Origin of the sequence: Flavobacterium luteum (genome assembly GCF_008806775.1) — a bacterium.
Lineage (GTDB): Bacteria > Bacteroidota > Bacteroidia > Flavobacteriales > Flavobacteriaceae > Flavobacterium > Flavobacterium luteum.
This window is the reverse complement of sequence record NZ_WAEM01000002.1, coordinates 768,814-793,885: the sequence shown is the minus strand read 5'-3', so window position 1 is coordinate 793,885 and position 25,072 is coordinate 768,814. Positions and strand designations below refer to the sequence as shown.

19 protein-coding genes are annotated in these 25,072 nt (G+C 32.7%); 7 read left to right on the top strand and 12 right to left on the bottom strand.

What is annotated here, in order from left to right:
• A partial coding sequence (locus F6464_RS07220) for a T9SS type B sorting domain-containing protein (protein WP_191963334.1) occupies positions 1-2,897 on the bottom strand: 2,897 nt, incomplete at its 3' end.
• Between the two features lie 514 nt (positions 2,898-3,411).
• Complete coding sequence (locus tag F6464_RS07215) at positions 3,412-7,659, bottom strand: gliding motility-associated C-terminal domain-containing protein (protein ID WP_151107120.1); 4,248 nt, start codon at positions 7,657-7,659, stop codon at positions 3,412-3,414.
• Between the two features lie 183 nt (positions 7,660-7,842).
• On the opposite strand from F6464_RS07215, the gene hflX reads away from it, so the two are divergent.
• Positions 7,843-9,069, top strand: a complete 1,227-nt coding sequence (gene hflX, locus F6464_RS07210) for a GTPase HflX (protein WP_151107119.1) — start codon at positions 7,843-7,845, stop codon at positions 9,067-9,069.
• A 59-nt stretch (positions 9,070-9,128) separates the two neighbouring features.
• Here hflX and F6464_RS07205 read toward each other — a convergent pair whose 3' ends face one another.
• From F6464_RS07205 to F6464_RS07180, 6 genes are all read right to left on the bottom strand, one after another.
• Entirely contained in the window at positions 9,129-10,055 is a 927-nt protein-coding gene (locus F6464_RS07205; protein WP_151107118.1) for a DUF3078 domain-containing protein, read from the bottom strand.
• Positions 10,056-10,133: 78 nt separating this feature from the next.
• Positions 10,134-10,646, bottom strand: coding sequence for a DUF2480 family protein (locus F6464_RS07200; RefSeq protein ID WP_151107117.1), 513 nt, complete (start codon positions 10,644-10,646; stop codon positions 10,134-10,136).
• A 2-nt stretch (positions 10,647-10,648) separates the two neighbouring features.
• Complete coding sequence (locus F6464_RS07195; RefSeq protein ID WP_151107116.1) at positions 10,649-10,972, bottom strand: SUF system Fe-S cluster assembly protein; 324 nt, start codon at positions 10,970-10,972, stop codon at positions 10,649-10,651.
• A 4-nt stretch (positions 10,973-10,976) separates the two neighbouring features.
• Positions 10,977-11,396, bottom strand: coding sequence for a SufE family protein (locus tag F6464_RS07190; RefSeq protein ID WP_151107115.1), 420 nt, complete (start codon positions 11,394-11,396; stop codon positions 10,977-10,979).
• Entirely contained in the window at positions 11,393-11,830 is a 438-nt protein-coding gene (locus tag F6464_RS07185; protein WP_151107114.1) for a hypothetical protein, read from the bottom strand. The genes F6464_RS07190 and F6464_RS07185 overlap by 4 nt, the downstream gene beginning before the upstream one ends.
• A gap of 10 nt (positions 11,831-11,840) precedes the next feature.
• Positions 11,841-13,055, bottom strand: a complete 1,215-nt coding sequence (locus F6464_RS07180) for an aminotransferase class V-fold PLP-dependent enzyme (protein WP_151107113.1) — start codon at positions 13,053-13,055, stop codon at positions 11,841-11,843.
• A 123-nt stretch (positions 13,056-13,178) separates the two neighbouring features.
• On the opposite strand from F6464_RS07180, the gene F6464_RS07175 reads away from it, so the two are divergent.
• Both F6464_RS07175 and F6464_RS07170 read left to right on the top strand, forming a co-directional pair.
• On the top strand, positions 13,179-14,513 hold the full coding sequence (locus F6464_RS07175) for a serine hydrolase domain-containing protein (protein WP_151107112.1): 1,335 nt from the start codon (positions 13,179-13,181) through the stop codon (positions 14,511-14,513).
• A 72-nt stretch (positions 14,514-14,585) separates the two neighbouring features.
• A complete protein-coding gene (locus F6464_RS07170) occupies positions 14,586-15,299 on the top strand; it encodes a hypothetical protein (RefSeq protein WP_151107111.1) in 714 nt (237 codons plus the stop codon).
• A 97-nt stretch (positions 15,300-15,396) separates the two neighbouring features.
• On the opposite strand, the gene sufD is transcribed toward F6464_RS07170, so the two are convergent.
• From sufD to F6464_RS07150, 4 genes are all read right to left on the bottom strand, one after another.
• The gene (gene sufD, locus F6464_RS07165) at positions 15,397-16,713 is read right to left on the bottom strand and encodes a Fe-S cluster assembly protein SufD (RefSeq protein ID WP_151107110.1); all 1,317 of its coding nucleotides are present in this window, start codon (positions 16,711-16,713) and stop codon (positions 15,397-15,399) included.
• 72 nt (positions 16,714-16,785) lie between these two features.
• Positions 16,786-17,538 (bottom strand): Fe-S cluster assembly ATPase SufC, encoded by a 753-nt coding sequence (gene sufC / locus F6464_RS07160; protein ID WP_151107109.1) that lies wholly within the window; start codon positions 17,536-17,538, stop codon positions 16,786-16,788.
• Positions 17,539-17,602: 64 nt separating this feature from the next.
• Positions 17,603-19,051 carry a Fe-S cluster assembly protein SufB gene (sufB, locus tag F6464_RS07155; protein WP_151107108.1) on the bottom strand — a complete coding sequence of 483 codons (1,449 nt, stop codon included), beginning with the start codon at positions 19,049-19,051 and terminating at the stop codon, positions 17,603-17,605.
• Between the two features lie 71 nt (positions 19,052-19,122).
• A complete protein-coding gene (locus F6464_RS07150) occupies positions 19,123-19,452 on the bottom strand; it encodes a HesB/IscA family protein (protein ID WP_151107107.1) in 330 nt (109 codons plus the stop codon).
• Between the two features lie 246 nt (positions 19,453-19,698).
• Between F6464_RS07150 and F6464_RS07145 the strand changes: the two genes are divergently transcribed.
• The 4 genes from F6464_RS07145 (at position 19,699) to F6464_RS07130 (ending at position 24,928) form a co-directional block, all read left to right on the top strand.
• A complete protein-coding gene (locus tag F6464_RS07145) occupies positions 19,699-20,565 on the top strand; it encodes an MBL fold metallo-hydrolase (RefSeq protein ID WP_151107106.1) in 867 nt (288 codons plus the stop codon).
• A gap of 66 nt (positions 20,566-20,631) precedes the next feature.
• Complete coding sequence (locus F6464_RS07140; protein WP_151107105.1) at positions 20,632-22,233, top strand: S8 family peptidase; 1,602 nt, start codon at positions 20,632-20,634, stop codon at positions 22,231-22,233.
• 179 nt (positions 22,234-22,412) lie between these two features.
• Complete coding sequence (locus F6464_RS07135; protein ID WP_151107104.1) at positions 22,413-24,308, top strand: M1 family metallopeptidase; 1,896 nt, start codon at positions 22,413-22,415, stop codon at positions 24,306-24,308.
• A 137-nt stretch (positions 24,309-24,445) separates the two neighbouring features.
• Positions 24,446-24,928 carry a dual specificity protein phosphatase family protein gene (locus tag F6464_RS07130; RefSeq protein WP_151107103.1) on the top strand — a complete coding sequence of 161 codons (483 nt, stop codon included), beginning with the start codon at positions 24,446-24,448 and terminating at the stop codon, positions 24,926-24,928.
• The last annotated feature ends 144 nt before the right edge of the window (positions 24,929-25,072 follow it).

Genomic DNA, 25,072 nt, shown 5'->3' with positions numbered 1-25,072 from the left:
TTGCTGTAAACTTTAATGCCATATCTATTAAATATTTCAAGTTTGGATACATTGAAATTGCTTAAATCAAAAGTATCATTCAAAGTATCATTATTAGGAGAAATGCCTTTTGGAACATTGCAATATACATTATTAATCTCAATATCACTCATATTTGCTTTGCATTCTCCTTCCTTAACTTCTAAACTATAATTCCCTTTTTGAGTAATTATAATTGATGATTTACTACCTTTTACCACTCCATCCGAATTATACCATGAATATAGAAAATTATTTGAATTATTTTTCATTACAACATCTAAAACATAATCCGTTCCAACACATCCTTGGGAAATAGTAAATTCTGGAACTGAATTAACAACAATAGTTATTGTTTGTGTTGTTACACATTGTTGTCCAGAATCTGGTGTAAAAGTATAAATTTTTGTTGATATATTATTTAAATCTGGAGACCATGACCCAATTATATTATTAGAAGATATTGTAGGTAAAGGTGAAATCAAACTACCTGAACATATTGGGGCTATTGGACTGAAGGTTGGCACTATATTAGAATCAACAATAATTTTAGTTATAGCATTAGTTGCGCATTGTCCAGAATCAGAAGTAAAAGTATATATTGTAGTATCTACATTATTAATCGTTGCTGGGTTCCAAATTCCTTTAATGCCATTAGTTGAAGTTGATGGCAAGCTTGATACTGTAGAATTTGAACAAATTGAAGTGGGAATTCCTGTAAATATTGGTAATGCCAAATCAGTTACTGCAACTGCAATAGCTGCGCGAGAACTTTCACAAGCACCAATACTTTGACTCACATAATATAAAGTGGTTCCTAATGTTGTTGTGGATGGCACATTAGCGGTTGGTGATGCAACTCCGCTAGTTTCATTAGTACCATACCAATTTAGAGTTGCTCCTGATAATGCTGTTGCAGATAATGCTGTTGCCGAAGTATTTATACAATAATTAATTGGCGTTACCTCTGGAGCAGTTATTGCTGAATCGATAATTATATCAAACGTTGAAAATCCGGCTAGCTGACATGTGCTTGAATTTTCTGCTATAGAATACATAACCTTGTATGTTCCGCTAAGGGAAGCAGATAAATTTATTTCACCAGTAGCGAAATTAATAGATAATAACCCTGTTGATTCAGAATAAACTCCACCCGAAACAAACCCTGCAGCAGGAGTTGGTTTGGGATTAATGCCGCTTTTACAAGCTGGTGTTGTATAAGAAAAATCAGTTATAGGTTTTACTCCTCCAACAGTAACTGTTAATTGTTTTGATAAATTACATGTTTTTGGTGTAGGAGTACTAAATGAAATATCGTCAATAGCAAAATCATTACCATCAACTGCAATATTGGCATTAATAATTTTTATAGTTGCTAATGTACTATTAGTAGAATTCCAAGTTCCAGTAATTTTTGTCCAACCTGATGTAGATGTGTTTGTCGCTGAAATTGGTGATATTGTAATTGGAACTCCATTTATTAAAACTTGGAATTGAGCAGGGCTATTCGCAACCAAATTTTGAGCCCAAAAAGAAAATGTATACACTTTATTATTATCTACTGGTAACGATTGCGACCAAATAACTTTATTAGAATTTGTTGCTCCATCTGCCACCAACATCATTCCTGATCCACTATGATCTGTACTGTTTACAAAATCGACAAACCAATTTTTTGGATTATTCACTATTCCATAAGCAAATTGTGCACCACTTGTATTAGACGTTGAATAGCCATAATCGGAAAAAAATCCTGATGTACCTGATTCAAAATCTCCATTTCCAATTAAATTAAGATTTGTTAAAGATGAAGTTGTTGAGGTCACTGTATATGTTGTATTCAATTGCGGATTTACTACTACAACATCATCTGTATCTAAAATCGGAATCAAGGTTGATGCGGACCAATTATAAGTAGATCCACCATTTGTAGCGGTAAGTGTTATTGTAGACCCTGCTGTAGTACATCCTGTTGAAGATGAGGACAATGTTATATTCAAAGGAGAAACAATTGAAATCGTTGGAGTTGTAGCACTACTTGGTGGAATATTAGAATCTGTTACAGTAACAGTATAAGAACCATCACTTAATCCCTGAAAAATACCTGACGAAATAGGTGTTGTTGCACCAGATAATAAAAATTTATAAGGAGCCAAGCCACCGTTGGGATAAGCTACAATTGTTGCATCTGAAGCTCCTGGACACGTTGGGTTTAATTTTGAAATTGAAATTGTCAATGGAGCAGGTGGTGCTGTTAGTGAAAAATCATCAACCGCAAAATCATTCCCTGTTGCATTCAGATTGTTATTGAATATTTCAATATTAACACATTGATTGGTTGGCGTAAAAGTATAAACCACTTGCTGCCATCCTGAAGCAGGCAAAGGTGCCAATGCATTACCTGAAACTAAAGTAACGTTTGAAGCATTGTTAAATATAATTTTAATTTCTGCTCTTGTACTTGTATTGGTTACCAGATTAGATACTGATTTTACCCAGTAACTAAAAGTATATTTTGTTGTCAAATTTAAACTACAAACGCCTCCTCCATTATTACCTGCTCTCCAAAATCGTTGTTGTCCGCCAGAAGTAGTTCCATCGACTACCAGCATTTTTCCTGAACCTGATGTGTGATCGCCACCAGAAATAAAATTAGCGGTGTTCATTGGTTGAGGATTAGTTGTAACTGCATAATTTCCTGGAGAAGTATTACCAGAAAACGGAGTAGATAATTCTGTGTATAGCGAACTATTTATGCTAAATCCAACACCATTACCTCCGCTTTCAAAATCGCCATTTTCAAGAAGATTTTGACAATAACTATTAAATGTTGATAAAATCAATACTAAAGCTATTGACCAATTTGTTTTTTTTATCATTGATACATTTTTAAGATTTTGACTACTAAAAACAGTAGTGTTTTTTTATTTGAATTGTAAAACTATAGAAAAAAAAATAGTGATTGCAGAAGTTTAAGCTACAACCATTACGAAAACGTAATAGTGTTAATAAATATATTGTTTTTAAATCCTTAAATTGTTAACGCCAATGACAATTTTTAATTTTTTATTTGAGTTTTTAGAAAATCATTAACATGTACAAATTACAAAAACATAAATTTACATGATAAAAGAAAAAGAGTCTCTAAGTTTAACTAAACGGAAAACTTAAGACCAATGCCTTAAGTTTCTAAAAGGAATTTCGGAGGATAAATTACAATTTTGAATTCAAGCTTAAAAAACAAATTTTACAAACCAACACATACAAAAATCTGTGAAAACTCGTAGAAAAAATAAATTAAAACGAAGCTTTTAGGAATAAAACATAAAGAAACTAAAACATTTGAAATTCTTAATAAAAAGGGGAACTATTAATGATTCAAAGATATTTCATCTAATTATTCCTATTAAGATAAACCCATCCTGTTTCTGGTTTGTCATTATTTAATAAGCTAATAACATAATAATATGTTCCATCGGGAAGCTCTTTTCCGTCATTACTTAATCCGACCCACTCACTTTTATAATTATTTTTAGAATACACTTCTTGTCCATACCTGTTATAAATTTGAAGGCTTTTTACTTTAAAATTTCTTAAATCGAAAAAGTTGTTGTATTCGTCATTATTTGGCGAGATCCCTTTAGGATAATTACATGATACATTAATTACTTCGAATTCCTTCATGCTTTTACACCCATCAGATATAACTTCTAAACTGTAATTCCCGTTTTTATTTACAATAACTGAATTAGTAGTACTGATACTTTCACTCATCGAGTTTAACCAAGTATATAAGAATTTCGAATTCGAATTAGTACTTAAAACATAATTTTTACTATTGCAGTCTCCTATAATTCCAAATTCAGGAAGATCCTTAACCGTTACAGTTAATTCTTGTTTTATTACACATTGCTGATAGTTATTAGGTGTAAAAGTATATTTTTTTGTTGTTAAATTGTCTAAAAGTGGCGACCAATTTCCTTTTATACCATTTATTGAAACTGTAGGTAAAGGATCTAAAGCTTCTCCATAGCAAATTGGATTAACTGAATTAAATGTTGGAATAATACTTGGATTTATTTCTATATCCTTAGTAGATGTTTTAATGCATTGTCCTTGAGTTGAAGCAATAGTGTATGTTATTATTGCTTTACCTGGCGAAACGCCTGAAATAAATCCATTAGTAGTATCTACCGTTGCAATAGTGGTATCCAAAGAACTCCAAGTCCCTCCAGAAATGCTAGAGTAAAAAGTTGATGTTAGACCTTCACAAACATTTGAAATTCCACTTAGTATTCCAGCATTAGAATCTGCATTAAACGTCACATCCCGAGTAGCTGTATCATCTGAACATCCACCCAATCCTAATACAGTATATGTAATTGTAGTTGTCCCAACGGCAACTCCTGTTACAACTCCTAAATCATCTACTGTTGCAATAGTTGGAGCTAACGAGCTCCAAGTTCCTGCTGACGACGAAGATGAAAAAGTTGTAGTAAACCCTAAACATACATTTTGATTGCCATTCAATATTCCAGCATTTGGTGTTGCTTTTACTATTACATTACGAGTAGCGATGGCATCTAAACAACCTCCTGTTCCTGAAACAGTATATATAATTATAGCCGTTCCAGGCGCTACTCCCTTAACCTCTCCAAAAGAATCAACTTTGGCAATAGTAGAATCTGATGAACTCCAAATTCCTCCTGAAACCGATGATGAGAATACTGCGCTTTTTCCAATACAAACATTTTCTGCACCATTTAATACACCTGCATCTGATCCAGCACTAAAAGTTACAACTCGAGTTGCTGAAGCATTAGAACAACCTCCAGACCCAGAAACCGTATAGGTTATTGTTGCTGTTCCAATTGTAGCACCTTTAATTAATCCTGTTGAAGGATTTATTGCAGCAATTGATGTATCAGATGAACTCCAAGTTCCTCCAGATGAAGAAGATGAAAAAGTTGTTTCTAAACCTAAGCATATGTTTTGATTGCCGTTTAATATTCCTGCGCTTGGAGCAACATACACTGTTACATTACGAATAGAAATAGAATCTGAACAACCACCACTTCCTGTAAGAGTATATGAAATTATTGCCGTCCCTTCTGAAACGCCAGATACAACTCCTGTTAAATTATCTACTGTTGCAATTGTAGAATTAGAAGATTCCCAAGTTCCTCCTGAAGCAGTTGATTCAAATATTGTGTTTTTCCCTATACAAACTGTTTGCGTTCCGCTTATCAATCCTGAATCGGTACCAGCACTATAAATTACATCTCGGGATTCTGAAGCATTAGCACACCCTCCTGACCCAGAAACCGTATAAGTTATAGTAGATGTGCCAATTGCTATACCTGAAATTACCCCAGTTGACGATTCAATGTTAGCAATTAATGTGTTTGAAGAACTCCATATTCCTCCTGAAACTGTTGATTCAAAGGATGTTTGTAAACCTAAACAAACATTCTGATTACCACTTAACGTTCCTGCATTTGGTGGAACATTTACATTCACAACAATTGCAGAACGCGGACTTTCACATAATCCAATAGATTGACTTACATAATAAATAATAGATTCATCATTACCTGTAGATGGTAATGGAGCTATTGCAGATGGACTCCCCCCTGATGAATTTGTACCATACCAATTCAAAGTGGCTCCTGTAACAGCAGTTGCCGTTAGTGCATTTGCAACACTATCTCTACAATAATTAATAGGCGAAATTACATTAGGAGCTTCTAATGTATTGTTAATAGTAATTTGAAAAGTTGAAAATCCATCAGTCTGGCATTTTGTTGCATTTGCTTCAAGAGCGTATTTTACAATATAATTTCCACTTGGAGATAAAGCTAAATCTATTACTCCTGTTAAAGGATTAATTGATAATAAACCTGTTGATTCTGAATAAACTCCTCTAGTTACAAAGCCTGAAGCAGGAATTGGAGAAGAATTTAAGCTGCTTTTACAAATTGGTGTTGAATATGAGAAAGCTGTTACAGGCGTTGTTCCCCCAATGTTCACTGTTACTTGATTGGACAATAGACATGTTTTGGGTGTTGAGGTGCTAAATGAAATATCATCAATTGCAAAGTCGTTTCCTGTTGATGTAATATTAGTATTTAAAATTTCAATTTTTGCAAGTAATGACGTAGATGAATTCCAAACTCCTTTAATCTCTGTCCAACCCGAACTTGAGCCATTATTAGCTGATATTTGAGATAACACAACTGGAATTCCGTTTATTAATACCTGAAATTGAGCTGGACTTACAGCAACTACGTTTTGTGCCCAAAAAGAAAAAGAGTAGACACTGTTATTTGAAACTGGTATCGATTGGGACCAAATAATTGTATTTGAGGTTGTCGAGCCACTTGTAACTAGCATTTTTCCAGAGCCACTTTTGTCAGTGCTAGTAATAAAACCGTTAGACCAATCTTTCGGATTGCTTACAACTCCATATGCAAATTTTGATCCACTAGTGTTTAAATTTGAATAAACATAATCCGTATAGAAACCAGCTGTTTCATCTTCAAACCCACTGTTCTTAATTAAATTTTGATTTGTTTTATCAATTGCTGATTGTACGGTATAGACTGTTCCTATGAGTGGGTTTACAATAACTACATCATCAGTATCTGTAATAGGAACCCCTGAATTGGCAATCCATTTATATGTTGACCCTCCATTTGTTGCGGTTAAAGAAACTTGAGATGCCGCTAAAATACACCCTGATGGTGAAATATTTATAGCTATATTAAGAGGATCTGCTATATTAATTGTCTCTGTTGTTTTAGTTATGGGAATAACATCAGAATCAGTAACAGAAACACTATAAGATCCAGAAGATAATCCTGTAAAAATTCCTGTAGAATTCGTATCTGTCTTGGTTCCTGTTAAAATATAGGTAAATGGTCCAACTCCACTATTTGGGTAAACCACAATTGATCCATCAGTGGAGTTAAGACAAGACGGGTTTATTTGAGAGGAAGATATTGACAAATCTACAATAGGGGGAATTAGAGAAATATCGTCGATTGCAAAATTATGTCCTCCAATTGAATTAGCATTAACAGTTGATAATTCTATTGAAACCATTTGTGTGGCAGTTGGCACAACTTGATAAGTAACCTTTTCCCAGTTTTTTGATAATGCAGTTGTATAAGTTTCAGTAATACAACTCGTACAACCCACTGCATTATATTTTACTGTTGGGGGCGGACTGCCACCATTAACAGTCTGATTAACATTTCTTATCCAATAACTGAATGTATATATTTTTCCAGCATTTAGTAATAATGGAGGGTCTTGTTTCCAAAACACTTTGTTCTTATCTCCATCTACATACATCATATTCCCAGTACCGTTACCTATAACTCCGTCTTTAGTGTCGTAGGCGCTATATAATGAGCCAGGAGACAAAATAAATGGGTCATTTGTGATTGCATAAGTTCCTGGCTTAGAAGCTCCGTTATAGGGTATCTGAGCATGAGTCGTTGTAAAGCCTAATAATGGTGGACTAAATATAGTCGCATTAAAATTCCCGAAATCTCCATTTGTAATAAGATTTTGAGAATAAATATTTACTGATAATAAATAAATTAAAACAAAGTGTAATTCCCAATATTTTCTCATCGTTATCTGCTCTTTTCGCTATTTTAAAAATTGCGATGCAATATACTGCTTTTTTAGTTTTTATAAAATTTTTAGATTAACCATTTATCAATGTTTTGAATATATATTGCAATCTACAAAAGTTTTGATTTCATTTACCCTTAATTATAGTCAATTCATTAAATTTGCACTACATTTAAACTTATGTTAGAAAAAGAAACTATAAAATTTGAAAAGACAGTTATTGTTGGAATTGTAACTCAAAATCAAACCGAAGATAAACTTAAAGAATACCTTGATGAGTTAGAATTTTTAACTTTTACAGCAGGGGGAGAAGTTATTAAGCGATTTTTTCAAAAGATGGAACGGCCAAACCCTAAAACATTTTTGGGGACTGGTAAAATGGAAGAAATTAATCATTATGTTAAAGAAAACGGCATTTCAACCGTAATTTTTGATGATGAACTATCGCCTTCACAACAAAAAAACATTACTAAAATTCTAGATTGTAAAGTATTAGATCGAACAAACTTAATACTTGATATTTTTGCTCAAAGAGCTGAATCTTCCTATGCAAAAACTCAAGTAGAACTGGCTCAATGTATCTATTTATTGCCTCGATTATCCGGAATGTGGACACACTTAGAACGTCAAAAAGGAGGAATAGGAATGCGTGGTCCTGGAGAAACAGAAATTGAAACAGACAGACGTATTGTACGAGATAGAATTGCTTTACTAAAAGATAAAATCAAAGTTATCGACAAACAGATGTCGGTACAACGAGGTAATAGAGGCGCTATGGTTCGTGTCGCTCTTGTAGGATATACTAATGTTGGGAAATCAACTTTAATGAATGTCATTAGTAAAAGTGAGGTTTTTGTAGAAAATAAATTATTTGCAACTTTAGATACTACTGTTAGAAAAGTAGTTATTAAAAATCTGCCTTTTTTGCTTTCAGACACAGTAGGATTTATACGAAAACTCCCTACTCAACTAGTAGATTCTTTCAAAAGCACGCTTGACGAAGTTCGCGAAGCCGATTTGTTGCTTCATGTTGTTGACATATCTCATCCTGATTTTGAAGATCATATTGCTTCTGTCAATCAAACATTATTAGATATTAAAAGCAATAATAAACCAATCATTATGGTTTTTAATAAAATAGATGCTTACAAACATCTTACGATTGACGAAGATGATTTGATTACCGAAAAAACCAAAAAACATTATACACTTCAAGAATGGAAACAAACTTGGATGAGCAATGTAGGGGAAGAAAATGCCTTGTTTATTTCTGCTATTAATAAAGAAAATATTGAGGAATTTAGAGCTCGTGTTTATGAAGCGGTAAGACAAATTCACATCACCCGTTTTCCATATAACAAGTTTTTATATCCTGATTATAAAGATGTAATTGAAAATGAAGATTAACTCTAACAAAAAGGGTCTTTAACGCAAGCTAAAGACCCTTTTTTATAAATTAAATAATTTTAAAACTTATAATTTATTCCTAAACCAAGTACTTGTCTTGTTTGAAAACCTCTAAAGGCATTATCATCATAAATCGTTTGAAAAACAAAATTTGTTGACATATAATTATTGATTTTCATTACAATTGCTAAAGTATAATCCAAATCGACATTTTGAGGATTCTCAAGGTAATTTGTATATAAATTTAGAGTGTTTTCTGCGGAAACATTGGTTATAACATCAAATTTATAATATCCTGATGTATAAAAACCCAATTCATAACGCATGCTTTTATTAGCATCTACTCCAAAATAGCTTCCATCCACATAACCTGCAATTGTTGTATTCTCTTTATCTACAAATGTCATTTTAGAAGTTAGTGGAGCAAAATTAAATTTCAATTTATCACTTTTTTTCCAAAACATACCTGGTCCAAAAGTTAAATATCCAGGAGAAATAAAATTAGTACTCTCGGTTCTGATTTCTACACCATCTTTTTTACCATAGATATATCCTGTAGTGAACTGCGTTCTAAAGTTTAAAAAGAGTGAATAGTACCAATTTTCAAAAGCTTTTTTCCCTAAAACAGAATTAAATTCGAAGCGGTCATCGGTTTTTTTCTCAAAATCGGCATTCTTGGTTTGAAGTAAACCGTAAGAGGCTAATACTTTATTGTCCCAAGTTAAATCGTTTCTTTTGTAGTTAAAATCATAATTGATTCCTAAATTTCCTGAAATATTATTTTCTCCTCCAGCTATCCAGTTGTTAAAAGTTGATTGGTTAAAAAGAAGAGACACATTTCCGAATTTTTTCCAACCGTTTCCTGAAGTATCAATTAATTTTTTTACTGACGCTTCGGTGTTTTGTATTAATTCCTTCTCTAAATTTTGTGCATTAGCTACAAAACTTAACAAAAATAAGATCACAAATAGTAGTGTTTTTTTCATGTTTTAATTTTAAAAATTTGAGTTACAAATATAGTAAAACATTTAAAACCTAAATTTTTTAGAATATTTATGCTAAATTCATTTTTTAGAAACCTTATACAAAGGTACGGCAGAACAAGCTTCACCATACATAATACTTCTTACAAAAGGCTGCAATTTTTGAACTGCTAAAACATAAGCACTCATTGGCACTGGTTTTTTAGAACATCCTTTTATGATTATTGGTTTATCTTGATAAATCGAATAATCTAAAGTGGGTAAAATTTCCTGATACAATGCGGTATCTAATGCTTCTAAAGTTCCGTTAACCACTTTCTTAGCAAATGGAGCCACATGAATAGTAACTAAAATAGAAGCCCAAGCCGGAAGAATAGCATCGGTTGAACAATATATTGCCACAAAACGGTCTTGATATTGATGCCAATCGTGATTTTTTAGTGATTCTCTAAAATCTTTTTCTTTCAATAAAAAACCTTCAATTAACCATTGTGCTATGTCAATTTGTGTTCGAATTCCCTTTGGATAATAATCTTCCAAATCAAAAACTTCGAGCGCAGAATTGGCTACTTTATTTATAATTTCGTCTTGCATTTTTACAACATTCCTAATTCTAATTTTGCTTCTTCACTCATTAAATCTTTACTCCATGGCGGATCAAATGTAATCTCTACGTCAGCATCTTTTACGTGTTCTATCGATTTGATTTTTTCTTCTACTTCAAGCGGTAAAGTTTCGGCAACGGGACAATTTGGCGATGTTAACGTCATTAAGATTTTTACTTCATAATCTTCATTTACCATTACATCATAAATTAATCCTAATTCGTATATATCCACAGGAATTTCAGGATCGTAAATGGTTTTTAATTTTTTTACGATTGCTTCTCCTAATACGTTGGTATCTATTGTTTGTTCCATAATTTTAATTTTTTGAGTTGAATGCCAAAGCATACATTTTAATATTTTTTATCATCGATACTAAGCCGTTAGCCCTTGTGGGCGACAAGTGTTCTTTTAATCCTATTTCGTCAATAAAACTCATATCGGCCTCAAGAATGTCCATTGCTTTCTGGTTTGAAAAAGTTCGAATTAAAATAGCAATAATTCCTTTGGTTAATATAGCGTCGCTATCGGCAGTAAAAACAATGGTATCATCGTTTTGCTCCCCTTTGAGCCAAACTTTAGATTGACATCCTTTAATGATATTGTCGTCTGTTTTATATTCTTCTTTTATCAATGGAAGATTTTTTCCTAAATCGATGATGTATTCATAGCGTTGCATCCAGTCGTCAAACATCGAAAACTCTTCGACTATTTCGTCTTGTATTTCTTTTATTTTCATTCTTTTTCTTTAACCAATTGATTTATTAATACAACTAATTTTTTAATCTCGGCTGGCGGATTTCCATGATCGAAACTTGTCGATTCATATGTTTTGTCTTTATACGTAATTCTTAAATTAGCGATAGCAGCTCCGTCATAAAATCGTTTTTCTGATGGCGCTTTCAAATTTGGAATCTCATCTAAATTAATTTCTTGAAAATCAGCAATTAGTTTCTTCCAATCCGAATCAGAAATTTTAATCTCAACTGGTTTGTCGTTGCCTTTTCTGTCTTTAGAGACTAAAACCATTTGATTTTGTACCGTTATTTTTTTATAAAATCCACGAGTATTAGCAACATACTCGATAACAGTAGTTTCTAAATCTTGTTTTTTTTGAACATCACAGCTTTTTCCTAAAAAAATAGTCAAGAAAAATAAAGACAATAGTTTCATAATAGAGTTGTTAAGATAACATTAATTTCGCTCTTTTTACAGCTTCAACCATAACGTCAATTTCCTCTTTCGTATTATAAAAAGCAAAACTTGCTCTTATCGTTCCGGGAATTTGAAAGAAATTCATAATTGGTTGCGCACAATGGTGTCCTGTTCGAACTGCTATTCCTAACTTGTCAACAATTGTACCAATGTCGTACGGATGAATACCTTCTATATTAAACGAAATTACTGAAGTTTTTGCCTCTGCAGTTCCAAAAATTTTCAAGCCTTCAATTTCTAATAATCTTTTGGTTCCGTACTCTAACAATTCTTTTTCTTGCTCTTGAATATTTGCAATTCCTATCGCATTGATATAATCAACAGCGGCTCCTAAAGCAATTCCATCGGCAATATTGGGTGTTCCTGCTTCAAATTTATGAGGCAATTCGGCATAAGTAGTTTTTTCGAAACTTACTTCTTTAATCATTTCACCACCACCTTGATATGGGGGTAGTTTATTCAACCATGCTTCTTTACCGTATAAAATACCTGTTCCAGTTGGCCCAAACATTTTATGCCCTGAAAAAGCATAAAAATCGCAATCCAATTCCTGTACATTTGGTTTCAAATGAGATACCGCTTGAGCACCATCTATTAAAATTGCTGCGTCAAATTCGTGTGCCTTATCAATAATATATTTTATTGGATTTATAGTTCCCAAAGCATTCGAAATATGATTTACTGTAACGAATTTAGTTTTTTCTGAAAGTAATTTATCAAATTCAGATAAAATTAATTCGCCTTTTTCATTCATTGGAATCACTTTTAAAACAGCTCCTGTTTTTTCACAAAGCATTTGCCAAGGCACAATATTGCTGTGATGCTCTATGGCAGAAACCAAAACCTCATCTCCAGGTTTTAAAATAGAAGCAAAACCATTAGCAACTAAATTAATACCATGTGTGGTTCCTGAAGTAAAAATAACTTCATGAGAAAACTTAGCATTAATATGATTTTGAATTGTATTGCGAGAGGCCTCATATGCATCTGTAGCCAGCTGACTTAGAGTGTGTACCCCGCGATGAATATTGGCATTTATATCTTTATAATAATTTGAAATTGCATCAATCACGACCTGTGGTTTTTGTGATGTTGCCCCATTGTCAAAATAAACTAAAGGTTTTCCGTTTACTTTTTGTGAAAGTATAGGAAAATCAGTTCTTATTTTATGTATATCTAACATTACTTTATTTAGAATTTTTCTAAATACAAAAGTAATAAAATACGAAGCTATATTTACCAAACACTTGTTAATAATTAGTTTAAATTTTTACATTTACTTTAAAAATATTTTACTCCGTTTTTTATGAAAAAAATCTTCAAGTTTCTAGGAATTGCATTATTGGCTTTTGTGATTTATTACGGTTATACGACTTATCCAAAATTGGACTTAATATCTGGTTTTTCTGCTAAAAGCGTGGCTTCTGGTCATTTTATAGATAACCGTTCTCAAGAAATGATCGAAAAAGGAGATAATGATATTGACATGATTGATTTGGCTTCAAACAAAATTGATGAAAACGGAAAATTTGTTACAGCCAGTGTTTACGGATTGAAAAAACGAAAAGCAATTTACCGTGAAGGTTTAGGAGCAACGCTTATCAACGATAATTTCGATATGACTAAACCCTATGACGTTCCTAATAGAAACAAAAAGAATACAAATTTACCTTTTCCTTACGGGTATTTAGACCCAAAAGATACCATTTTCGCTACAATAGATTATGCCAAATTAAACAAAGTAGTTGCCGATGCTTTTGATAAAAAAGGCGAAATTAAAAAACGAACCCGATCAGTACTTGTAATTTATAAAGACAAAATTATTGCCGAAAAGTATACGAATGGTTTTACTAAAAACTCACGAATTTTAGGATGGTCTATGACAAAAAGTTTGACGGCAACCTATTTTGGTATTTTGCAAAAACAAGGAAAAATTGATATTTATAAGCCTGCACCAATTAAAGAATGGACTAATGATGGGCGCAAAAAAATTACTATTAACGACCTGATTCACATGAATTCTGGATTGGAATGGGAAGAAGATTACTCCAAAATTTCAGATGTAACTAAAATGCTTTTTCAAGCCGAAGATATGTCGCAATCACAAATAGGAAAACCAGCAAAATACAAACCCAATTCACATTGGAATTATTCCTCAGGAACTACAAATTTATTATCTGGTATACTACGCAAACAGTTTAAAACACATCAAGAATATCTGGATTTTTGGTATTCGGCATTAATAGATAAAATTGGAATGCATTCTATGATTGTAGAAACGGATATGGCAGGTAATTATTTGGGTTCTTCATACGGTTGGGCAACAACACGTGATTGGGCAAAATTTGGACTTCTCTATTTACACAAAGGCAATTGGAACGGCGAACAACTTTTTAATGAAAGTTGGGCAAAATATGTTGCTACTCCTACCAATACTTCTAACGGAATATACGGCGGTCACTTTTGGCTTAATGCCGGGGGGGATTATCCTGATGTGCCAAGAGACATGTATCGCTGTAGTGGGTATCAAGGACAGATGATTTTTATTATTCCTTCGGCTAATTTAGTAGTAGTACGGATGGGGTTGAGCGAAGATTTTGATTTTAATGGGTTTTTGAGTGGGATTATTGGAAGTTTATAAATATAATTTTTATTAACCCAATGGTAACTTTTATCCATAAATACCAATTATATTTGTTAAAAAAATAAATTTATGAAAAAGACTTATCTTATTAAATACTGTTTAATTTCAATTTTGACATTATTCTTTGCTTCTTGTAGCAATGATGATGACAACAACAATAATATTGATTACGGATTATCTACAGGAAATTTCTTGCCTTTAGCAGTTAATAATTCTTGGAAATATACGGTAGAAAATCAAAGTGATTCGTATACAACTAAAATTATTAGTGCAATTCAATTTAGTGGTTCCACATATTATGAATTTATTGGTGATGGCGCACTTGATATTGGTTTTGATGTTACAATTAAACAATTTTTTGGTAAAAAAGGAGCCACTTATTTACTAAAAGCTGATGAAAGTAAAATAGATTTTAACGGTATTATTGCTAAACTTGAAAGTTATGAAATACCTATTTTGAGAGACGACTATGAAATAAACAAAAAATGGACTGGTACATTAACTCCAAAATTTACATTTACTGGAAATGGTCAATCAGGAACACTTCCATTTAAAGTAGACTATAAAGGCGAAAATTATTACAAAGGCGAAATCACGCAAAACGGGATTGTATATCCTAATGTAATAAAAACAAAAGTAAATATTACTATCAATGCAAACAATCAAATATCAACAGCTTCTGAAGAATATTGGTTTGCAGAAAATATAGGTATCATAAAATCTATTTCTATTTCCGATCAAATAAATAGAACAACCATTATTGAGAGTTTTAATCTTTTTTAAATTATTATTTTGGATTATAATATAAAAAAAGAGGAAACTGAAATCAATTTCCTCTTTTTTTATACCATTATTCTTATTAATATTCTATATTTTATTGCTACAAATCAAATCCTAATTTAACACCTAATTTATTAGCAATAATAGTGGTAATTCGTTGTTTGAGTTCCGGTATTTTAATACTTTCTATAACGGCATTAGAAAAAGCATACATCAATAATGCTTTGGCTTCTTTTTTAGGAATTCCTCGTGATTGCATATAAAACATAGCCGTTTCATCTAGTTGTCCAATGGTACAACCGTGAGAACATTTTACATCATCTGCAAAAATTTCTAATTGAGGCTTGGCATTAATGGTTGCTTTATCGCTTAATAAAATATTATTGCTTTTCTGGAAAGCATTGGTTTTTTGAGCTTCTTTTTCTACGAAAATTTTTCCGTTAAAAACCCCTATAGAACGATCCGAAAAAATACCCTTATAATCCTGATGGCTTTCGCAATTGGGTTGTGCATGCTGCACTAATGTATAATGATCAACGTGTTGCTTATCTCCAATAATAGTGATTCCGTTAAGATTACTCACAATTCTTTCGCCCAAATGATAGAAATTTAAATTGTTTCTGGTTAGGTTTCCTCCAAAAGAAAAAGTATTTACAGAAACGGTGCTCTCTAATTTTTGAGAAACATATGTATTGTCAATCAAATTGGCTTCGAGATTGTCATTTTGAATTTTGTAATAATCGACAATAGCACGTTTTTGAGCAAAAATTTCAGTAACCGAATTGGTTAAAACAGGATTTTCATTCAAACTTTGGTGTCTTTCTATAATTTGAACATGCGAATTTTCGCCCACGATAATCAAATTTCTTGGCTGAACCAGTAAGGCTACTTCTTTTCCTGTAGAGAAATACATGATCTCAATAGGCTTATCAGCTACTTTACTTTTTGGAATATTGATATAGGCTCCTTCATTGGCAAACGCAGTGTTTAAAGACGTTAAACTTTCATCTTTACTTGCCACTTTATTAAAATAACTATCAATAATCATTTTGTATTTTGGCTTAGTTAATACCGATGACATCAAGCAAACATCTATTCCATCATGTGTTGTTGATGATAAAAAAGAGCTAAAAACACCATCAATAAAAACTACTTTATAAGAATCTATTTCATGTAAAAAGTACTTTTTTACATCACTATATTGAATGGTATTTTCTGTTTTTGGAAAAACAGAAAAGTCATTTTTTAGAATAGTATTTAACGAAGTATATTTCCAAGCTTCTTCTTTTTTGGTTGGAAACCCTTTATTTTCGAAGTTTTTTATTGCCGAAGTTCGAACGTCATACAAATCAGAATGCACATCAATGCGCTCTTCAAAAGCCATAAATGAAGATAGTAATTTTTCTTTCAATTCCATTTATTTTTACTGTTTATGGTTTATGGTTTTTAGTTTATTGTTCGTATTAGAACAATAAACTAAAAACAAATTTTACGCTTCTTGTTCTTGTTTAATCCAGTCGTATCCTTTTTCTTCCAATTCGTAAGCTAGCTCTTTCCCGCCTGATTTAACAATTCTTCCGTCCATCAAAACGTGAACAAAGTCTGGAACGATATAATCTAGTAAACGTTGGTAATGTGTAATAACTAAAACGGCGTTATTTTTATTTTTAAGTTTGTTTACACCATTAGCTACAATTCTTAATGCATCTATATCTAATCCTGAATCTGTCTCGTCTAGAATAGCAATTTTTGGTTCTAACATTGCCATTTGAAAAATTTCATTTCGTTTTTTCTCCCCACCAGAAAAACCTTCGTTCAAAGATCGAGATAAAAATTTTCTGTCTATTTCTAATAATTCAGATTTTTCTCGAATTAATTTCAGCATTTCGTTGGCTGGCATTTCTTCTAGACCTTTTGCTTTACGGGTTTCGTTAATGGCAGTTCGCATAAAGTTAGTTACCGAAACTCCCGGAATTTCAACTGGGTACTGAAATGACAGAAAAACACCTTTATGAGCTCGTTCTTCAGGAGCCAATTCTGAAATATCTTCGTTTTCCAAAAGAATTTTACCATCTGTTACTTCATAGTTTTCGTTTCCAGCAATTATCGAAGCAAGGGTACTTTTACCAGCACCATTTGGTCCCATTATAGCGTGAACTTCTCCTGCTTTTATCTCTAGATTTATTCCTCTAAGAATTTCTTTATCGCCTATTGAGGCATGTAAATTTTTTATGCTTAACATTTGTAATTATTTTTTAAACCATTAAGGTATTAAGATTCATTAAGTTTTTTATTTAAACCAAAGATTATCCAACACTTCCTTCAAGGGAAATTTCTAATAATTTCTGTGCTTCTACAGCAAATTCCATGGGTAACTTGTTCAAGACATCTTTACTAAAACCGTTTACGATTAAAGCAATGGCTTTTTCGGTTGGAATGCCACGTTGGTTGCAATAGAATACCTGATCTTCTCCAATTTTACTTGTTGTCGCTTCGTGCTCTATTTTTGCTGTAGGATTTTTACTTTCTATATACGGAAAAGTATGCGCGCCACAATTATTCCCCATTAATAAAGAATCACATTGCGAAAAATTTCTAGCATTATCTGCTCTAGCGCTTATTTGAACCAATCCTCTGTAACTGTTTTGTGATTTTCCTGCCGATATTCCCTTAGAAATAATGGTAGACTTAGTGTTTTTACCCAAGTGAATCATTTTTGTTCCCGTATCGGCTTGTTGGTAATTATTAGTAACGGCAATCGAGTAAAACTCTCCAATAGAATTATCTCCTTTTAATACCACCGATGGATATTTCCAAGTTATTGCAGAACCTGTTTCCACTTGAGTCCAAGAAATTTTAGCATTGTTTTCACACAATCCTCTTTTAGTCACAAAATTAAAAACCCCGCCTTTGCCTTCTTTGTTTCCAGGATACCAGTTTTGAACCGTAGAATATTTTATTTCGGCACCGTCTAATGCAATTAATTCTACCACAGCGGCATGCAATTGATTTTCGTCACGTGATGGAGCAGTACACCCTTCTAGATAGGAAACATAACTGCCTTCGTCTGCAACTAATAATGTTCTTTCAAATTGTCCTGTCCCCGCTTGATTAATTCTAAAATAAGTGGATAATTCCATTGGACAACGAACACCTTTTGGAATGTAACAGAAACTTCCGTCAGAAAAAACGGCCGAATTTAAAGCGGCGTAAAAATTATCTTTTTGAGGAACAACGGTACCCAAATGCTTGCGCACTAAATCAGGATATTCTCTAATAGCCTCAGAAATACTCATGAAAATAATTCCTTTTTCGGCTAATGTCTTTTTAAATGTTGTAGCTACTGATACCGAATCGACAACGATATCCATAGCAACATTATTCATCATTTTTTGCTCATCGACAGAAATCCCTAACTTTTTATACATCTCTAATAGTTCAGGATCTACATCATCTAAGGTTTTGTTTGGGTCTGCTTTTTTTGGTGCTGAATAATAGGATATGGCTTGAAAATCAGGTTTTTCATAACGAACATTTGCCCATTCTGGCTCCACCATTTCTTGCCAAGCACGAAACGACTCAATACGCCAATCGGTCATCCATTGGGGTTCTTCTTTTTTCTTAGAAATCGCACGAACTATATCTTCGTTTAAACCAATAGGAAAGGTTTCAGAATCTAAGTCGGTATAAAACCCGTATTCGTATTCTTTAGTTTCTAATTCGATTTTTAAATCGTCTTCGGTGTATTTTGACATTTTTGTGTAGTATTGAAAAATTTAAAAATAGAAGGATTTAAAAAATTAACCTTTTAAATCATTTAAATTTATTAAAGTGAAAATGATTCCCCGCATCCACAAGTTCTGCTTGCGTTTGGGTTATTGAAAACAAATCCTTTACCATTTAATCCTCCTGAGAATTCCAAAATAGTTCCGGCTAAGTACAAAAAAGATTTTTTCTCAACTGCAATTTTAATGTTATTGTCTTCAAAAACTTTGTCGTTCTCCCCTATTTGTTTGTCAAAAGTCAAATCATACGATAGACCTGAACATCCACCAGATTTCACGCCTACTCTTACATAGTCTTTAGTAGCGTCAAATCCGTCGTCTTTCATCATATCGACAATTTTTTTGCTCGCTGATTCAGAAACTTGTATCATGTTGTTAATTGTATTTGTTTTTAAACATTTTATAAAAAATCTTGTGCTATTAATTCGCAAAAGATTGATTATTAAAAATTGCTTATTTTGATTTTGTCTAAATTAACAGCAAATATAGTGCATAAATATCTTTTTTTCTTAATTGATAACATTTTTATAACAAATCTATACATAGAAAAAATTTATAATATATATCAAAAAGCATAGTAATTGTATAACTTTGTTGCAACACTATGCAAAATAATCATGAAACTTTATCCTATAGAATCTGGAAATTTTAAACTTGATGGTGGCGCCATGTTTGGAGTGGTGCCTAAAACCATTTGGAATAAAACCAATCCAGCCGATGCTAATAATTTGATAGATATTGCCTCAAGATGTTTGCTGATTGAAGACGGCAATCGTTTAATTCTTATTGATACTGGAATGGGAGACAAACAATCTGAGAAATTTTTTGGCTATTATTCGCTTTGGGGAACTCATTCTTTAGATAAATCATTAGCTAAATATGGGTTTCATAGAGACGATATTACCGATGTTTTTATGACACACTTACATTTTGATCATTGCGGAGGAAGTATTCAGTGGAATTCAGATAAGTCAGGATATGAACCTGCTTTTAAAAACGCCAAATTTTGGACTAACGAAAACCATTGGGAATGGGCTACTAAACCCAATGCTAGAGAGAAAGCTTCTTTCCTTTCAGAAAATATTTTACCTATGCAAGAAAGTGGCCATTTGCATTTTATAGCCAATCCAGAAAGTGATTTTGCTTTTTCGGAAGAAATGGGATTCGGGATTTTTTATGCCGATGGTCACACCGAAAAACAAATGCTACCACACATTCAATACCAAGACAAAACAATTGTTTTTTGTGCCGATTTGATAGCAACCGCAGGTCATGTTCCTATTCCTTATGTTATGGGTTATGATACAAGACCGCTATTAACAATGCCTGAGAAATCTAAATTTCTTACTACGGCTGCTGAAAACAACTACTATTTATTTCTAGAACATGACGCTTACAACGAAATCATAACTGTTGAAAAAACAGAAAGAGGCGTTCGATTGAAAGAAATATTTAAATCAGATGAAATCTTAAAATACAGTTAACACTAAAATGATGTTGCAAAAAAAATATAATTTAGTAGCCAAATTTAAATTAAAACTCAATTCCTAATGAGAATAACAAAATCGCTTTTCTTAGCACTTTCGTTACTTTTAGTCGTAACCAGTTGTGGAACTTCGAAAATGATTCCTTCCAACGTTGCTAGTATCGACAAAATACCACTCAAAATTAGTTCAATAAAAGAAACAGATTTAAAACGTTGGAGTCATTTAGATTTAACAAAAGATACCTTACCGGGGATGAGCGTAGACAAAGCTTATTCTGAAATATTGAAAAGTAAAAAAGGAATAAAAGTAATTGTTGGAGTTATAGATTCTGGCATTGATATTGGACACGAAGATTTAAAATCGGTAATTTGGACCAATTCTAAAGAAATTGCTAAAAACGGAATTGACGATGATAAAAATGGTTTTATTGATGACGTTAATGGTTGGAATTTTCTGGGAAATACTTTAAATGAAAATCTGGAAGTGACACGTATACTCAAAAAAGAGGATGATGGTTCTGAAAATTACAAAAAAGCAAAAATTGCTTATGACAAAAAGAAAGAAGAAACACTGAGTAATAAAGAGCAAGTAGATTTTATCTTTAAAGCGCATAAAACAATATGCGATTATTTAAAAAAAGAAAACTATACGCTTACTGAACTAAAAGCTATTACGGCAGTAGATCCTACTTTGTTGCAAAGTAAGCAAGTTATGATTAGTGTTATTGGTCAGACTGGTCCTGATTTTATTGAAGAAATAAATGGCTTTAAAGAGCAGGTTTATGACATGCTGAATTACAACTTAAATCTTGAATTTAATGGAAGAAAAGTTGTTGGCGACAATCCCGAAGATATTACCAATAAAAATTATGGAAACAATATTGTTTTTGGTCCAGATAAAGAGCATGCGCTTCACGGAACCCACGTTGCTGGTATCATTGCTCAAGTTCGTAATAATAAAAAAGGGGGTGATGGTATTGCCAATAATGCACTAATCATGGCAATTAGAGCAGTTCCTAACGGAGACGAATACGACAAAGACATTGCGCTGGCTATTCGTTATGCTGTAGATAACGGTGCAAAAGTAATTAACGGTAGTTTCGGAAAAAGTTTTTCCCCGAACAAACAATGGGTTTTTGAGGCTATAAAATATGCGGCTAGTAAAGATGTATTGATTGTGCATGCCGCAGGAAATGATGGTCTTGATATCGATTTACCCGAAAACAAAAATTATCCAAATGATTCCGAAGATAATACATCAGAAATTGCAAACAACATGATTACAGTAGGAGCATTAAACACAGCATATGGCTCTGGATTAGTTGCTGATTTTTCAAATTATGGTAGTTTAAATGTTGATGTTTTTGCTCCAGGAAAAGAAATTTACGCTACCGTTCCAAACAATAAATACAAATACGAGCAAGGAACTTCAATGGCGTCTCCAAACGTAGCCGGAGTAGCTGCTTTGCTTCGTTCTTATTATCCTAGTTTAACAGCAGTTCAAGTAAAACAAATTCTAATGGATTCTGGAACTGTAGTAAATGTAACAGTGCTTTTAGGAGAAAATCAAGAAAAACGTGCTTTTACAAATGCTTCAAAGTCAGGAAAAATGGTAAACGCTTACAATGCTTTATTAATGGCTGAAAAAATGGCTAAAAAGAAATAATTTCGCTTTAATTCTATAATGGAAGAATTCAGGTTCTTCCATTTTTTATTTATACTATCATGAAATGAGCATGCCTGAAAATTGGTCGTAAATCCCAGTGTTCATCTGCGACCCGAGAGCTTTGCTCGAACAGGCGAAGCAATTACATATGACCTATAAAAAACAATAACTATCAACATATGAAAAAACTATTTTTGTTCGCTTTTACCTTACTAAGTCTCGAAACCGTAATTGCCCAAAACGCTTGTTATTGGCAGCAACATGTCGATTATAAAATGGACGTGGTTATGGATACCAAAAACTACCAATACAAAGGAAAACAAGAATTAGTGTATACCAATAATTCATCAGACACTTTAAAACGTGTTTTTTATCATTTGTACTACAATGCTTTTCAACCTGGCAGCGAAATGGATGCTCGTTTGCAAAATATTGCCGACCCAGACGGAAGAATGATAACTAAAATAAAAGTCGGCGGAAAAGAAGTAAAAGAAAGTCGGATTTCAAAATTAAAACCCAATGAAATTGGTTATTTAAAAATTTCGAATTTCAAACAAGACGGTGTTGATGCCTTTGCTAAAGAAGTAGGAACTATTCTCGAAGTCACCTTAGCAAAGCCTATTTTACCTAATACAAAAACCACTTTTACTTTAGATTTTGACGGACAAGTTCCTGTTCATATTCGTCGAGCTGGAAGAAATAATGCTGAAGGAGTAGAATTTTCGATGGCGCAATGGTATCCAAAAATAGCTGAATTCGATTTTGAAGGTTGGCATGCCGATCCTTATATTGCCCGTGAATTTCATGGCGTTTGGGGAAATTTTGATGTCAACATTACCATCGACAAGGATTATGTTTTAGGAGGAAGTGGTTATTTGCAAAACAAAAACGAAATTGGTCACGGGTATCAAGATGCTGGGATTTCCGTTTCGTATCCTAAGAAAACTAAAAACCTGACTTGGCATTTTGTAGCGCCAAACGTGCATGATTTTACGTTTGCTGCCGATAAAAATTACATTCATGATGTAGTTGAAACTGATTTTGGAACAATACTACATTTCTTATATAAAAACAACCCGAAAATTATTGATAATTGGAAAAAAGCGCAAAAAGAAACCGATCAATTGATGCAATTTTACAACAAAACCGTTGGTAAATATCCGTACAATCAATATTCTGTTATTCAGGGTGGCGATGGAGGCATGGAATATGCCATGTGTACATTAATTCTTGGCGAAGGCACTTACGAAGGCTTAATTGGAGTTATTGCTCACGAAATGGCGCATTCTTGGTTTCAGCACGTTTTGGCCAGTAATGAAAGCAAACACTCCTGGATGGACGAAGGATTTACTTCCTTTTTAGAGGATTTGGGTTTAAATGAAATAGCCGAAAAGAAACTGGAAAATCCGCATGAAGGATCCTATAACGGCTATTATTATATGATTAAAACCGGAAAAGAACAACCTCAAAGCACGCATTCTGATCGTTATGATGTTAACCAAATATATAGTATTTCCTCTTACAGTAAAGGCGACGTGTTTTTAGCGCAATTGGGATACCTCATCGGGAAAGAAAATTTGATGAAAACGCTGGAAAGATATTATGCTGATTTTAAATTCAAACATCCAACACCAAATGATATTAAGCGCACCGCAGAACGCGTTTCGGGAGCCAACTTAGATTGGTATTTAACCGATTGGACACAAACTACAAACACCATAGATTACGGCATTAAAGATGTAGTTAATACTACTGATTTTGTAGTTGGCGAAAAAACAACAATCACTTTAGAACGAATAGGCAGAATGCCCATGCCTATTGATTTAGTAGTAGAATATACTGACGGCATAAAAGAAAGTTTTTACATTCCGCTGCGCATGATGAGCTTTGAAAAAGAAAACCCGAATCCTGAAATAAAAAGAACAATTTTGAAAGATTGGGCTTGGGCGAATCCTATTTACACTTTTACCATTGACAAAACAACTATTAAAAAAATTACTATTGACGAAAGCGGATTACTAGCCGATGTGAATAAAAACAATAACACTTATCCTGTAGAGATTGTAAAAAAATAAAAGTGTATTTTTGAGAGGTTAACGAAACAAATCTCTGCTATTATCCCGCATTTTGGTTATATTGGGTAAAATTTATTTCGTATATAAACGGGTTATGTGTAATGCTTTAACAAATGTGCAATATAGAACTTAATCTTATGGAAAAATATCTGCCAATTATTATAACTATAATTGGAAACATAATCTTTTACTTTTGGATAAGTAAATCTATAGAAAGAAGTAAGATTGCTTATAGTGGCCTTTTTAAGGAAAAAGTAGATATCTATAGAAATTTATTAGATAAAACCTATGCAATTAAAAAAGAGCTTTTTAGATTTCAGTATATAGGCAACGAAGAAGACGCACAAAAAATCATGTTGAAAATAAATGAATATATAGAGTTTTATACAACAAACCAACCTTTCTTATCAGATGAAATGATATCTGATTTAGATAAGATTCGTGGTGAGTTTCAAGAAGTTTTTGAAAAATTCTATAAACATATTGCTGTAAAGGATACTGATAATTTAAAGGAATTCTTTGAAGCTTCTGAAAAATTAAAAAGTAACAAACCTTTTGAAGAAATTGAAAGGAAAATAATCGCCGAAATGCGAAAGGATTTAAAAGTTAGTAAGTTTTAAACTAAAACGCACTATACATAACAGCCTTTTGTAACAATTGCTAAGCTTGGATTTCTCCCGAATTTTCTGCGAAAATTCAAAAAGTAATTTTAACTTTGGAATCATCAGTAATAAATCGTTGCAACTGTCACAAGCTGCGACACG

Coding starts and splice junctions, on each gene's coding strand:
- F6464_RS07130 (WP_151107103.1), top strand. CDS start 24,446: ATGGAAAAATATCTGCCAATTATTATAACTATAATTGGAAACATAATC.
- F6464_RS07170 (WP_151107111.1), top strand. CDS start 14,586: ATGAAAAAGACTTATCTTATTAAATACTGTTTAATTTCAATTTTGACA.
- F6464_RS07175 (WP_151107112.1), top strand. CDS start 13,179: ATGAAAAAAATCTTCAAGTTTCTAGGAATTGCATTATTGGCTTTTGTG.
- F6464_RS07185 (WP_151107114.1), bottom strand. CDS start 11,830: ATGAAACTATTGTCTTTATTTTTCTTGACTATTTTTTTAGGAAAAAGC.
- F6464_RS07180 (WP_151107113.1), bottom strand. CDS start 13,055: ATGTTAGATATACATAAAATAAGAACTGATTTTCCTATACTTTCACAA.
- sufB (WP_151107108.1), bottom strand. CDS start 19,051: ATGTCAAAATACACCGAAGACGATTTAAAAATCGAATTAGAAACTAAA.
- F6464_RS07200 (WP_151107117.1), bottom strand. CDS start 10,646: ATGCAAGACGAAATTATAAATAAAGTAGCCAATTCTGCGCTCGAAGTT.
- F6464_RS07190 (WP_151107115.1), bottom strand. CDS start 11,396: ATGAAAATAAAAGAAATACAAGACGAAATAGTCGAAGAGTTTTCGATG.
- F6464_RS07205 (WP_151107118.1), bottom strand. CDS start 10,055: ATGAAAAAAACACTACTATTTGTGATCTTATTTTTGTTAAGTTTTGTA.
- F6464_RS07150 (WP_151107107.1), bottom strand. CDS start 19,452: ATGATACAAGTTTCTGAATCAGCGAGCAAAAAAATTGTCGATATGATG.
- F6464_RS07215 (WP_151107120.1), bottom strand. CDS start 7,659: ATGAGAAAATATTGGGAATTACACTTTGTTTTAATTTATTTATTATCA.
- F6464_RS07195 (WP_151107116.1), bottom strand. CDS start 10,972: ATGGAACAAACAATAGATACCAACGTATTAGGAGAAGCAATCGTAAAA.
- F6464_RS07135 (WP_151107104.1), top strand. CDS start 22,413: ATGAAAAAACTATTTTTGTTCGCTTTTACCTTACTAAGTCTCGAAACC.
- F6464_RS07145 (WP_151107106.1), top strand. CDS start 19,699: ATGAAACTTTATCCTATAGAATCTGGAAATTTTAAACTTGATGGTGGC.
- hflX (WP_151107119.1), top strand. CDS start 7,843: ATGTTAGAAAAAGAAACTATAAAATTTGAAAAGACAGTTATTGTTGGA.
- F6464_RS07140 (WP_151107105.1), top strand. CDS start 20,632: ATGAGAATAACAAAATCGCTTTTCTTAGCACTTTCGTTACTTTTAGTC.
- sufC (WP_151107109.1), bottom strand. CDS start 17,538: ATGTTAAGCATAAAAAATTTACATGCCTCAATAGGCGATAAAGAAATT.
- sufD (WP_151107110.1), bottom strand. CDS start 16,713: ATGGAATTGAAAGAAAAATTACTATCTTCATTTATGGCTTTTGAAGAG.